Below are 12,626 nucleotides of genomic sequence, written 5' to 3'. Positions count from 1 at the left end.
TGTTTATGCGTATTGCATTACTGCTGGTGGTGGCGCTGTTGAGCGCTTGCCAGGCCTCGCTACCGGCTTTACCTGCTTGGCAAAGCCCGGAAGGTTTGCAGCATTCTGAGCTGGGGCAGATTGTCGAGTTGCGTACCGGTGCGCGGTTGACACCTGAGCAACTGCTGGCGCGTCTGGCTGCTGCGCCCAAGGTGTTGGTCGGCGAGCGGCATGACAATCCCGATCACCATGCGTTGCAGCTCTGGTTGTTGCGCGCCCTGGCTGCGCAGCGGCCACAGGGCAGTTTGCTACTGGAAATGCTGACGCCGGATCAGCAGGTCAAAGTCGATCAGGTACGCGCAGCCATCGTGGCCGGGCAGGCGCCGCAGGACATCCTCGGCGCCTTGAACTGGCAGCCGGGTTGGGCCTGGTCGCAGTACGGCCCGCTGGTGCAGCATGCGCTGCGTCAGCCTTATCCGCTGCTTGCGGCCAACCTTGAGCGTCGCGAGATCATGCAGATTTATGCCGAGGTGCCGCAGCTGCAAGGCCAGGCTTCCACCGCGCAGTCGGTGCGCGAGGCGTTGTTTGGGCAGATTCGCGAGTCGCATTGCAATCTGCTGCCGGACAGTCAGTTACCGGCCATGCTCGCCGTGCAGCAACAACGGGATCGGCGTATGGCCGAAGCCCTGCTGGCCGCACCTGAGCCGAGCCTGCTGTTTGCCGGCGCTTTCCATGTGCGTCGTGAGTTGGGTGTGCCGCTGCATCTGCAGGATTTAGGTGCAACTGAAGGTGTACAGGTGCTGATTCTGGCGGAGGTCGGCAGCCAGGTGGCTGCGCAATCAGCTGATTATGTCTGGTTCACGGCTGCACAACCTGAGCAGGATCACTGCGCAAAACTGCGACCCTAGCCCGATTTATCGGCGGCTGAGCGGGTAGTCTGCGGGATTTTCCGGAGACTGCCGATGCCAGCTGCTGCCCATGCTCTGATTACCCGTTATTTCAACGCCCTCAACGAGCGCGATAGCCGCGCCTGCCTGGCCCTGCTCACGGATGATGTGCTGCTGGATATCAACCAAGGGCCACGTGAGCAAGGCTTGCCTGCCTTTGCCGATTACCTGGCGCGCACTCAGCGCTGCTACCGCGAAAGCATCGATCACCTGCAGATCCTCACGGAGCCAAGTGGGCAGCGCGCTGCTTGCGAGTTCACCCTGAGCGGTGAATACCTGAGCACCGATGACGGCCTGCCGGATGCCTGTGGTCAGCGTTATCAGCTGACAGCGGCGAGTTTCTTCGAGATTCGCGACGGCAAGATCAGTCGCGTCACTCAGTACTTCAACTTGCCCGAGTGGTTGGCCCAGGTCGATTTCTAGGCTGTTGATACCGTTAGCCTTGTATCAGCTCTGGCGTTATCAGCTGCATGGGGGCTTTTCACGGACAAAAAAAGACCCGGCAAAAGCCGGGTCAATAACCGTGATTAGCCTGATGAGGAGATAATCTGAAGAGGCCGACTGAAGGTCTCTTAAGCTTATCGGCTGATCTCGCGACCAGTTGAGGTAATAATAACAATTCTCATTTTCAAGTCAACGCGTCAGACAAAACTTTTTACTGCACCTGCGGAATCTGTGACGCCGTAAACAACAAACCCGGCGCCAGGCCGGGTTTGTTTGCTTGCACGCTGTAATCAGGCGTCTGCAGCGGGCAGGCGTAGCTGGGTGACTTCCTTGTTGAGCAGGTCGATGCGCTTGGCCATGCTCTCGATCAGGCTGTGGGCAATTCGTGGGTTGCTCTGCATCAGGCTGAGGAATTGCTCTTTAGGGATGACCATCACGGTGCACGGCTCGCTAGCCAGTACAGTGGCGCTGCGCTTCTCGCGAGTGAACACGGCCATGGCGCCGAAGATTTCATCTTTTTGTACATCGCCAACCTTGTGCCCATCGACGTACGCTTCGGCGTGGCCTTCGATGATGATGAAGACGTTATCGGCGACATCGCCCTGATGAATCAGCTCTTCACCGGCGGCAAAGTGTTGGAAGCCGGTGGACGGACGAATTTCAGGTTGTTTCAGGCGCGCGAGTGCGTCAGACAGCAGAGCGGTATGGCCAATCAGGTACTGAATGAACAGCTCCTGGCGCTGCTCGCTGGCGTAGATATGTTTGAACACATCACTGCGCGAGTAGGGGATCAGACTCAGTTGTTCTTCGCTGCTATAGCGGCAGCTCGGCATGTCCAGCCCTTGGCGCAGGCCAACCAAATCACCTTCCTGCAGGTAGAACAGCGGACGCTCGTCAACCACGGCGTGCAGCAGGCCGTTTTCAATGATGAACAGTTGATTGCCCGGCAGGATCTTGGCCAGATCATCCGCCCGCTCCAGTTGTAATGAAGAACCCGCAGGCGCAAGGCCTTCGAGCAATTGGGTGGGGATGCTTTGTAGTCGGTTGATCAGCTGATCGGCGTAAGCCGGTTGCTCCCCGAGTAAATACATGAGCGAATTTCCTTGAACTGGCTGGGCATACTAAACCGCACGAACGTCCCTAAAACAATAGTTGCCAGCGGGCTTCAGGTAAATCAAAAGGCAGAGAGGTTGTGAGCTAGCTCTTGTTGTGGTGTGAACTTTCGTCGAGTTGGCCGTTCAGTTCGGCCTTGTGCCCCGGGGGCAGGTCGTTCCAGTGCACATCCAGCAAGGCGCCTTCAATGGCATACAACAGCACTTTGGAGGCCCTGAAACCACGGGCGCGCACTGCTCGGTAGGCGCTGACCGCACCCAGTCGGCGCAGGTCGTTCGCACTGTGGATGCCCACTGCGTGTAACCACTGGGCCGAGGTTTTTCCGAGGTTCTTCAGGTGCTGCAGTTCATCGTTCATCAGGCCTCCTTGCGCTGCTTGGCAGTCGTGCGGATGGAGTCAGTATGGCGTTCCTGAGAGAAAGTGTAGCGGCCACTGGATAAAGCGTGGCGGTTTGGCATCACCTTAGTTCTGGGGCCGTTCGGGCTCCAATTGTTGCAGCGGGTCATGGCCGTTGTGCTGCTCGCAATGTGGTTTCGCAGACCCCGTGCGCGACAATCGGTGATGCTGGCAGCGCACCGAGCACTTGGCTGATGGGTTGGCTGCTCAACGAGTGTTGTAACGCAGGCGCGTGCCGAAATTAACTGACATGAGAATCTCGTCCGCCGTCAGCTCGACCGGGAAGTAGGCCCCGGAGATCTGGGCGTGGGCCAGGCTGGCACCTTCGAGTTTGGAGTTGCGCAGATCCAGCCCGCGCAGGTCGGTGCCGCGGAAGTAGGCGTTGGTGAAGTTGATTCCCTGGGCGTCCAGAGCCCGCAGGTCGAGCCCGCGAAAATCGCCGCCGCTCAGGTCGACAATGCTGTCCTTGGGTTTCTGCGCGTTGAAGGCCGAAATCTTTTCGTCGTGGATCAGGGCATACAACGGGTTGTCCAGTTGTCTGGGCTGACTCATGGGGCATCTCCATATGAGGGTTACCCTCAGTATAGAGGCCGCGGCGCGCTCTGCTCGCGCCGCGGATGGGTTTCCCCTGGGCGGTATTACAGTCCTGGAAGACGCTGGCGGATGCGTGCGATCAAGGTGTCCAGGCTGGCGCTTTCATGGGTGTCGACGCGTTTGCTGTGCAGCAGTTCGTCCTCTGTGAGCGCTTCACGGCTGGCGTGCTGGGCGCGCACAACGTCCATGGTGGCATCGGATGGGTCGGTGCCGGCGGCCTGGCGTTGTTCCAGCCAGCTGGCAATCACCTCGTCAGGTGCATGGCATTCGAGAATCAGGAAGGGCGCGCCACAGGACTCGGCTACTTGGCTGGCGGCATCACGCTGGGCTTGCTTGAGGTAGGTGGCGTCGATAACAACCGGAAAACCGGCGCGCAGGGCTGATTCGGCCAACTGGTGCAGGCGTTGGTAGGTGGCCGCGCTGGCATCCTGACTGTAGATGCCGGCGCTGAGTTTGCCGAGGTCGGCATCCTTTTGCTCACCGAACAGGCGCTTGCGCTCTATATCCGAGCGCAGGCGAATCGCTCCCAGAGCTTCGACCAGGCGCATGGCCACATGGCTTTTACCCACGGCGGAAACGCCGTGAGTAATGGCCAGGAAGCTGGACGGGATGGCGCTGTAGCTTTCCGCCAGGTTGGCGTAGTTGCGGTACTGGCGCAGGGTGACCGCCTTCTGCACGGCATCGGTCTGGTGGGCCAGACTGAACAGGGCGACTTTGGCCCGCACCAGGGCGCGGTGGGCTTTGTACAGGTTGAGCAGTTCCAGCGCGTCGTAGTCGCCGCTGAGCTCCAACCAGGCGCTGATGAAGCGCCGCGACAGCGCCTTGAGGCCGCGGTCTTCCAAGTCCATGGCGAGGAAGGCGGCATCCAGGGCGATATCGATCAGGCGGAACTCTTCGTTGAATTCGATGCAGTCGAACACCACCACTTTGCTGTCGAGCAGGGTGGCGTTGCCCAGGTGGATATCGCCATGGCATTCGCGAATCGCGCCAGCCTCCGCGCGACGGGCCAGCAGCGGCTCCAGACGGGCGATGCTGGCTTCTACCCAGGCATCCAGGGCATCGAGTTGGCGCAGGTCGGCTGCGTCGGACAGCAGCGGACGGATCTGCACGAAGTTCTGCCGCATCGGCGCGACAATGGCCTGTGGCAAGCACAGCGGGTGCTCGGTGGCCACGGCTGGGGTGCGGCCATGGAAGTCGGCAATCTGCTTGGCCAGGCCATCGATATGCGCTTCAGTCAGCTCGCCGCGTGCCTGTACATCGCTGAGCAGCTGGCTTTGCGGGAACTGGCGCATTTTCAACACATACTCGATAGCCGCGCCGCTGCCGCCAAGTTGCGGGGCCTCGAGGCTGCCACTGATTGGCAACACGTCCAGGTACAGGCCTTGGGTCAGGCGCTGATTGAGCCGCAGCTCTTCCTTGCAGAAGTGCTCGCGGGCGCTCAGCTCGGTGAAATCGAGAAAGCCGAAATTCACCGGTTTCTTGATCTTGTAGGCGAAGGGGCCGGTGAGTATCACCCAGGAAATATGGGTTTCGATGACCTGAAACTGCTCCACCGGGTGTGGGTAGAGTGCCGGGTTCTGCAATGCGGCGATCAGAGCTTGGCTCACGGGCGGTCCTTGGCGTTGTACTGAAATAAGAGGCGGCCATTATGGCCGCTCAAGTCCCGTCTGCAAACCGCAGCGGCAGCCTGCTGGCAAGTGGACAAAGTGCGTATAATGCCGCGCCATGACTCGTACCCGATCTTCCCGTCCCCGTTCTAAACGCCGTACCGGTGGCATGCGCCCCTGGCTGGGCTGGGCTCTCAAGCTCAGTTTGGTCGGCCTGGTGGTGCTCGCCGTGTTTGCGGTCTATCTCGATGCTGTGGTCCAGGAGAAGTTCTCCGGCAAGCGCTGGACTGTGCCCGCCAAGGTCTATGCAAGGCCGCTGGAGCTATTCGTGGGGCAGAAGCTGGCCAAGGATGACTTCCTCAAGGAGTTGGACGCTTTGGGCTATCGCCGTGAAAACACGGTGGCAGGGCCCGGTGGCGTTTCGGTAGCGGGTAATAACATCGAGCTGCATTCGCGCGGTTTCCAGTTCTATGAAAGTACCGAGCCTGCGCAGCGTGTGCGTGTGCGTTTTTCTGGTGATTACGTTGCTGGGCTGACTCAGGCGGGTGGTGGCAACCTGGCCGTGGCGCGGCTTGAGCCGTTACTGATTGGCGGCTTGTACCCCGCACATCAGGAAGACCGTGTGCTGATCAAGCTGGAACAGGTGCCGCCTTATCTGGTGGAAACCCTGGTGGCGATCGAGGATCGCGAGTTCTTCAATCACTTCGGCGTGTCGCCCAAGGGCATCGCCCGTGCGGTGTGGATCAACGCCACCGCCGGTCAGCTGCGTCAGGGCGGCAGCACCCTGACTCAGCAGTTGGTGAAGAACTTTTACCTGACTAATGAGCGCAGCCTCTCGCGCAAGGCCACCGAAGCCATGATGGCGGTGTTGCTGGAGCTGCATTACGACAAGAAGGACATTCTTGAAGCCTACCTCAACGAGGTTTTCCTCGGTCAGGACGGTCAGCGCGCGGTGCATGGCTTTGGCCTGGCCAGCCAGTATTTCTTCAGTCAGCCGTTGTCCGAACTGAAGCTTGATCAGGTCGCCTTGCTGGTCGGTATGGTCAAGGGGCCGACTTACTACAACCCGCGGCGTAACCCGGAGCGCGCGCTGGAGCGCCGTAATCTGGTGCTGGATGTGCTGGCAGAGCAGGGCGTAGCCAGTGTCGAAGAGGTGGAGGCGGCCAAGCAGAAGCCGCTGGGTATCACCCGGCGCGGCAGTCTGGCTGACAGTTCATTCCCGGCCTTCCTCGATCTGGTTAAACGCCAGTTGCGTGAGGATTACCAGGAGCAGGACCTGACCGAAGAAGGTCTGCGCATTTTCACCAGCTTCGATCCGATTCTGCAGCTCAAGGCAGAAAGCGCCCTGGCGGACACGCTCAAGCGCCTGTCTGGGCGCAAGGGGGTTGATCAGGTTGAGGCGGGCATGGTCGTAACCAGTCCGGAAAGTGGCGAGGTGCAGGCCATCATAGGCAGCCGTCAGCCACGCTTTGCCGGGTTCAATAGGGCGCTGGATGCGGTACGCCCAATCGGTTCGCTGATCAAACCGGCGATTTACCTGACGGCGCTCGAACGACCGAGTCAGTACACCCTGACCAGCCTGCTGGAAGATCAGCCGTTCTCCATCAAAGGCGCCAATGGTCAGGTGTGGAGTCCACAGAACTACGATCGCAAGGCCCATGGCACGATTTACCTGTATCAGGGCTTGGTCAACTCCTACAACCTGTCCACCGCCAAGCTGGGGTTGGAAGTGGGGGTGCCAGAGGTGTTGAAAACGGTTAAGCGGCTGGGTGTCGAGCAGGAGTGGCCGGCTTATCCGTCAATGTTGCTGGGCGCGGGTGGGTTGAGCCCGATGAATGTGGCGAATATGTACCAGACCCTGGCCAATGGTGGTTTCAATACGCCCCTGCGCAGCATTCGCAATGTGCTGACGGCCGATGGTCAGCCGCTGAAACGCTACCCCTTCCAGATTCAGCAGCGCTTCGACAGTGGCGCCATCTACCTGCTGCAGAACGCCATGCAGCGCACGATGTCTGAAGGCACAGGGCGCTCGGTGTACAGCCAGTTGCCGCGCTCGCTGGCGCTGGCCGGCAAGACCGGAACCAGTAACGACTCGCGCGACAGCTGGTTTGCCGGCTTCAGTCAGGATGTTCTGGCCGTGGTCTGGCTGGGTCGTGATGACAATGGACCGACGCCCTTGACCGGCGCTACCGGAGCGCTGCAGGTGTGGACGGATTTCATGCGCAAGGCCGATCCGCTGCCGCTGGATATGCCTGTACCGGACAATGTGGTGCAGGCCTGGATCGACGCCAATAGCGGGCAGGGTACGGATCCGAGTTGTCCGAACGCGGTACAGATGCCTTATATTCGCGGCAGTCAACCTGTCGCTGGGCCGGCCTGCGGTATTCAGGCACCGGTCAACGAAGTGATGGATTGGGTACGCGGCTGGTTGGATTAAGTGAGAGGGTGTGTTGTGAATAAATGGTTGATTCCAGCTGTAACGGCTTCGCTGGTACTGGCGGGTTGCAGCAGTGTGCCGCGTGGCTCGATTCCTGTGGTTGAAGGCGGCTCTTCGATTTCATCCGGCCAGGCCTCCGCTACCAGCGGTTACCCGGCAGCAACGCCTCAGGTGCAGGCTTTGCCGGAAGATTCCGGTGTGGTGGTGATGGTTCCAGGCGGCGGCACCACGACGCCAATTCAATCCTTCCCGGCCGGTAACGCGCCACTGGATACCGGCACCTCGAGTCAGCCGTGGAGTGCAACGCCGCCGGCTACCCAGGGTGGTTATGCGGCGCCGGCCCCCAGTGGTATTCCCAGTGGCGGCCTGGCCATGGATGAGCAACTGGATGGCCCGGTGCTCGCCTTGCTGACCACCGCTCAGCAGCAGCAGGGGGGCGGTGACCTGAATGGCGCTGCCTCCAGTTTGGAACGTGCTCAGCGCATTGCTCCGCGTGAGCCGCAGGTGCTCTACCGTCTGGCCGAGGTGCGCCTGGCGCAAGGCGATGCAGCGCAGGCCGAACAGTTCGCGCGACGTGGTTTGAGCTATGCCAGTGGCCGTCCAGCGCTGCAGGCCAGTCTGTGGAATCTGATTGCCCAGGCCCGTGAGCGCCAAGGTGATGCGGCAGGTGCAGCGCAAGCCCGTGAGCAGGCGCGAGTCAGTCTGTGATGGATCAGCGTATCCCGCTGCTAGCGGAGCAGTTGCTGCTGATTGAGCGCGAGTTGCGCCTGCAGAACTGGTGGAGCGAACAGCCGCCAACGGCTGAAGCGCTGGCCAGTCAGCAGCCGTTCTGTGTCGACACCTTGGCGTTTGAGCAGTGGCTGCAGTGGATCTTTCTGCCACGCATGAAGCAGCTGCTCGAGTCCGCAGCGGCTTTGCCTACAGCATCCGGCATCCAGCCAATGGCCGAACAGGTTTACCTGGGGGAGATGGAGCGCGCGCGGGAGTTGATCAGGCTCTTGGGTGAATTCGATCAGTTGATTGCTGGCGCGACCTGAGTCGCGCCGATCACTTCACTGGCAGTTGTCGGCAATCGACTTCTGCGTTTCGCTGATGCGCGCCTGGCGCTCGTCTTCACTCAGGCGGCGCACTTCACCGTCCACCTCCATGCGTAGACGCGGATTGTTCTGCAGCTGCGCAAGGTTGGTGCGCACATCTTCGCAATACTTTTTACGCTCGGCTTCCTTGGCGGCAACGTCCTGCTTGACCTTCTCGTCGATGGCGGCCTGCTCGGGATCGGCAATGCTTTCGAAGGTCGGTGCAGGTTTTGGCGCTTCGCTGGCTGCTGGCTTGGCGGCCGGCACGGCGGTATTGATGCTGGTTGCCTCTTGACCCTGCGGCGGCTGCGCACTGAAGTGTGTTACGCCCTGGGCGTCTACCCACTTGTAAACCTGGCTGGCCATGGCAGTTGCGCTCATGGCGAGCAGCAAGCTGCTGGTGATAATCATGCGGCGCATGCGGTTTCCTTATGTTGAGCTGCGGTGCTTGCTGACTACTATAACCAAAATGTTCGAATCGTCATCCTGCGCTGCGTCACAGCAGAAGATTGCAGATTCAGTCACGGATTGCTTGACTTGGCTGCGCCGAATCCCAACAATTCCACGCTCGCTGTAGTGGAGTCCGCCGCAAGCAGGCTTTAGCTCAGTAGACATGAGGCGCACACCCGCGCCGACCTTGTTACACCCGCAACGCGTTACCTCGCGCTGGGTGGGAAAATCCCGCAACACCAAGGGCTTTTCCCAATACTTGCTCAGTAGTAGCTGACGTAGTCGGCGACCACCGTCGCTCATGCTCTGCTGGCAGTAAACCTATCTTAGGCCGTCCTTCTGTTGGGCGGTTTTCTGGCGTTTTAGAGGTGAACAACGTGGAGCTTTTATCCGGCGCTGAAATGGTCGTCCGCTTTTTGCGTGACGAAGGCGTTAAGAACATCTATGGGTACCCGGGCGGTGCTCTGCTGCATATCTACGATGCCCTGTTCAAAGAACCTGAGGTTAACCACATCCTGGTTCGCCACGAGCAGGCGGCAACCCATATGGCTGACGGTTATGCCCGTGCCACCGGCAAAGCCGGTGTGGTACTGGTGACCTCTGGCCCTGGCGCGACCAATGCCATTACCGGCATCGCCACCGCTTACATGGACTCCATTCCGATGGTGGTGCTGTCGGGCCAAGTGCCGAGCAACATGGTCGGCACCGATGCCTTCCAGGAAACCGACATGATCGGTATCTCCCGGCCGATCGTGAAGCACAGCTTCATGATCAAGCATGCCTCGGAAATCCCGGAAGTCCTGAAAAAAGCCTTCTACCTGGCCCAGTCCGGCCGTCCAGGCCCGGTGGTTGTGGACATTCCCAAGGACATGACCAACCCGGCTGAAAAGTTCGAGTACGTCTATCCGAAGAAGGTCAAGCTGCGCTCTTACAGCCCGGCCCTGCGTGGTCACTCCGGGCAGATTCGCAAGGCAGCCGAGCTGTTGCTGACAGCCAAGCGTCCAATCGTCTATTCCGGTGGCGGCGTGATCATGGGCGGTGCTGCAGCGCCGCTGACTGAACTGGCACAGATGCTCAACCTGCCCGTCACCAACACCCTGATGGGCTTGGGTGGCTATCCAGGCACTGATCGCCAGTTCCTCGGCATGCTCGGTATGCACGGCAGCTACACCGCCAACCTGGCGATGCACCACGCCGATGTGATTCTGGCTGTCGGCGCGCGGTTTGATGACCGGGTGATCAATGGCGCGAGCAAGTTCTGCCCGAATGCCAAGATCATTCACATCGACATCGACCCAGCCTCCATCTCCAAGACCATCAAAGCCGATATTCCAATCGTTGGCCCGGTTGATAGTGTGATGACCGAAATGGTCGCCATCCTCAAGGAGATCGGTGAGCAGCTGAACAAGGATGCTCTGGCGAGCTGGTGGAAGCAGATCGATGAGTGGCGCGGCAATGGCCGTCTGTTCCCGTACAACGAAGGTGATGGCAGCATCATCAAGCCACAGGCTGTGGTTGAAATGCTCTCCGAAGTGACCAAGGGCGATGCCTTTGTGACCTCCGACGTAGGCCAGCACCAGATGTTCGCTGCGCAGTACTACCGTTTCAACAAGCCAAATCGCTGGATCAACTCCGGTGGTCTGGGCACCATGGGTTTTGGCTTCCCCGCCGCCATGGGCGTCAAGCTGAGTTTCCCGGATGAAGAGGTTGCCTGCGTAACAGGTGAAGGCAGCATCCAGATGAACATTCAGGAGCTGTCGACCTGCCTGCAATACGGTTTGCCGGTGAAAATCGTCAACCTGAACAACGGCGCGCTGGGTATGGTGCGTCAGTGGCAGGACATGATGTACAGCAGCCGTCACTCGCACTCCTACATGGAGTCGTTGCCGGACTTCGTCAAACTGGCCGAAGCCTATGGCCATGTTGGTATCCGCATCACTGATCTAAAAGATCTCAAACCGAAGATGGAAGAGGCCTTTGCGATGAAAGATCGCCTGGTGTTCCTCGACATCCAGGTTGATACCAGTGAGCACGTCTACCCGATGCAGATCAAAGACGGTGCGATGCGCGATATGTGGCTGAGCAAGACGGAGCGTACCTAATCATGCGACACATTATTTCCCTGCTGCTGGAAAACGAGCCCGGCGCATTGTCCCGCGTGGTGGGTCTGTTCTCGCAGCGCAACTACAACATCGAAAGCCTGACTGTGGCGCCGACCGAAGACCCGACCCTGTCGCGTCTGACCCTGACCACTGTTGGCCATGATGAAGTCATCGAGCAGATCACCAAAAACCTCAACAAGCTGGTCGAGGTGGTCAAGCTGGTTGACCTGTCAGAAAGCGCTCACGTCGAGCGCGAGCTGATGCTGGTCAAGGTCAAGGCCACTGGCGCTCAGCGTGCCGAGGTCAAGCGCACCACCGACATCTTCCGTGGGCAGATCGTCGATGTGACCAGCAGCGTCTACACCATCCAACTGGCCGGTACGAGCGACAAGCTCGACAGCTTTATCCAGGCCATCGGCACTACGTCGATTCTGGAAACCGTGCGCAGTGGCGTCACCGGCATTGCCCGCGGTGATAAGGTGCTGAGCATCTGATTGTGTTGCATTAAAAAAGCCCCGCATTAGCGGGGCTTTTTTTGGCCATTTTTTAGCCTTGGCGATTCCAGAAAGCATTGATCAGCGGATCTTTAAGGCGTTTTTCCAGCGCGAACAGGCCGATGTCATAGGCGGTCAGTGGCGGCTGAATATCGTAGATACGGATGCGCGCAGTGAGTGGGCTGTTGTCGAGGACGATCTGTGGCACCACGCCAATGCCAAAGCCCAGGCTGACCATGCTGACGATGGCTTCATTGCCGCTGACCTGGGCGTAAATGCGCGGTTTGATATTGTGGCTTTTCAGCCAGCGATCGGTACGGGTGCGGGCCAGGCCTTCCTCCGAGAGGATCATCGGCACATCCCGCCAGCTCTCTGCTGTGGGATGCCTGAGCTGTTCTTCGCTTAATAGCTGAGGTGACTGCGGGCCGATAAAGCACAGTGCCGAGCGAGCGATGGATTGAAATGCGATGCCGGCTGGCAGGTTGTCGGGACGAGCGCCGATGGCTAGGTCTTCCAATCCTTCCTGCACGCGCTCCACGGCTTTTGCCGCATCGCCGGTATGCAGCTTCATTTCAATGCGTGGGTAGTCCTGGCGAAAGCTGCTCAAGATGTCATAGAGGAAGCTGTAGCTGGCCGTTACCGAGCAATACAGGGAGAGCTCGCCGTGGAGGATAAGCTGGTCCTGCTTAAAGGTCTGGCGGATGGCCTGCCAGCCGCTCATCACCTCGCTCGCGTACTCGCGGAACTGTTGCCCTTCGCGAGTCAGGCGCACTGAACGGTTGTCGCGCAGAAACAGTGGTGCGCCGAGTTCGTCCTCAAGCTGCTTGATGCTGCGGCTGAGAGCGGAAGGGCTGACGTGCAGTTCGCGGCTGGTTTTGCCGAAGTGCAGGTTGTCAGCCAGGGAGAGGAAGAGCCTGAGTGTGTGACTGTCCATGATTTCAAATATCGGCATGTTGTGTTGCAAATATATCATTTTACGCAATGGTG

Annotated in this window: 13 protein-coding genes; 7 read left to right on the top strand and 6 right to left on the bottom strand. The window is 59.5% G+C overall.

Translation table 11 applies throughout. The features are described from left to right. Positions 1 to 5: 5 nt before the first annotated feature. Both ACSQ17_RS04495 and ACSQ17_RS04490 read left to right on the top strand, forming a co-directional pair. Positions 6 to 887: a ChaN family lipoprotein gene (locus ACSQ17_RS04495; RefSeq protein ID WP_436067747.1), complete on the top strand. Its 882-nt coding sequence runs from the start codon at positions 6 to 8 to the stop codon at positions 885 to 887. A gap of 54 nt (positions 888 to 941) precedes the next feature. Beyond that, positions 942 to 1,349, top strand: coding sequence for a ketosteroid isomerase-related protein (locus ACSQ17_RS04490; RefSeq protein ID WP_436067746.1), 408 nt, complete (start codon positions 942 to 944; stop codon positions 1,347 to 1,349). A 311-nt stretch (positions 1,350 to 1,660) separates the two neighbouring features. On the opposite strand, the gene ACSQ17_RS04485 is transcribed toward ACSQ17_RS04490, so the two are convergent. The 4 genes from ACSQ17_RS04485 to ACSQ17_RS04470 all read right to left on the bottom strand — a co-directional run bounded on the left by ACSQ17_RS04485 (position 1,661) and on the right by ACSQ17_RS04470 (position 5,080). Then, a complete protein-coding gene (locus ACSQ17_RS04485; RefSeq protein WP_233686492.1) occupies positions 1,661 to 2,461 on the bottom strand; it encodes a Crp/Fnr family transcriptional regulator in 801 nt (266 codons plus the stop codon). A 106-nt stretch (positions 2,462 to 2,567) separates the two neighbouring features. Then, entirely contained in the window at positions 2,568 to 2,840 is a 273-nt protein-coding gene (locus tag ACSQ17_RS04480; RefSeq protein WP_233686493.1) for a TfoX/Sxy family protein, read from the bottom strand. A 246-nt stretch (positions 2,841 to 3,086) separates the two neighbouring features. Continuing rightward, positions 3,087 to 3,431 (bottom strand): pentapeptide repeat-containing protein, encoded by a 345-nt coding sequence (locus ACSQ17_RS04475; RefSeq protein ID WP_436067745.1) that lies wholly within the window; start codon positions 3,429 to 3,431, stop codon positions 3,087 to 3,089. An 86-nt stretch (positions 3,432 to 3,517) separates the two neighbouring features. Next, entirely contained in the window at positions 3,518 to 5,080 is a 1,563-nt protein-coding gene (locus ACSQ17_RS04470) for an AAA family ATPase (RefSeq protein ID WP_436067744.1), read from the bottom strand. A 118-nt stretch (positions 5,081 to 5,198) separates the two neighbouring features. Between ACSQ17_RS04470 and mrcB the strand changes: the two genes are divergently transcribed. From mrcB to ACSQ17_RS04455, 3 genes are read left to right on the top strand one after another with little or no spacing between them, the layout of a single operon-like run. Continuing rightward, positions 5,199 to 7,517, top strand: coding sequence for a penicillin-binding protein 1B (gene mrcB / locus ACSQ17_RS04465; protein ID WP_436067743.1), 2,319 nt, complete (start codon positions 5,199 to 5,201; stop codon positions 7,515 to 7,517). Between the two features lie 15 nt (positions 7,518 to 7,532). Continuing rightward, entirely contained in the window at positions 7,533 to 8,225 is a 693-nt protein-coding gene (locus ACSQ17_RS04460) for a tetratricopeptide repeat protein (protein WP_233686497.1), read from the top strand. Continuing rightward, a complete protein-coding gene (locus ACSQ17_RS04455; RefSeq protein WP_436067742.1) occupies positions 8,225 to 8,554 on the top strand; it encodes a YqcC family protein in 330 nt (109 codons plus the stop codon). The genes ACSQ17_RS04460 and ACSQ17_RS04455 overlap by 1 nt, the downstream gene beginning before the upstream one ends. A 15-nt stretch (positions 8,555 to 8,569) precedes the next feature. Here the strand turns inward: ACSQ17_RS04455 and ACSQ17_RS04450 are convergent, their stop codons facing one another. After that, entirely contained in the window at positions 8,570 to 9,013 is a 444-nt protein-coding gene (locus ACSQ17_RS04450; RefSeq protein WP_436067741.1) for a DUF4124 domain-containing protein, read from the bottom strand. 407 nt (positions 9,014 to 9,420) lie between these two features. Here ACSQ17_RS04450 and ACSQ17_RS04445 point away from each other — a divergent pair, with 407 nt between their 5' ends. Together ACSQ17_RS04445 and ilvN are read left to right on the top strand one after the other, a co-directional pair. Then, complete coding sequence (locus ACSQ17_RS04445) at positions 9,421 to 11,145, top strand: acetolactate synthase 3 large subunit (protein WP_436067740.1); 1,725 nt, start codon at positions 9,421 to 9,423, stop codon at positions 11,143 to 11,145. Between the two features lie 2 nt (positions 11,146 to 11,147). Beyond that, complete coding sequence (gene ilvN, locus ACSQ17_RS04440) at positions 11,148 to 11,639, top strand: acetolactate synthase small subunit (RefSeq protein WP_108488665.1); 492 nt, start codon at positions 11,148 to 11,150, stop codon at positions 11,637 to 11,639. Between the two features lie 52 nt (positions 11,640 to 11,691). On the opposite strand, the gene ilvY is transcribed toward ilvN, so the two are convergent. Beyond that, a complete protein-coding gene (gene ilvY, locus ACSQ17_RS04435) occupies positions 11,692 to 12,573 on the bottom strand; it encodes an HTH-type transcriptional activator IlvY (protein ID WP_436070428.1) in 882 nt (293 codons plus the stop codon). Positions 12,574 to 12,626 lie beyond the last annotated feature (53 nt).

The sequence above is a fragment of the Pseudomonas sp. LjRoot71 genome (assembly GCF_964253255.1).
Taxonomy (GTDB): Bacteria; Pseudomonadota; Gammaproteobacteria; order Pseudomonadales; family Pseudomonadaceae; genus Aquipseudomonas.
The sequence above is the reverse complement of the archived record's forward strand: the minus strand, read 5'-3'. Positions and strand labels throughout refer to the sequence as shown.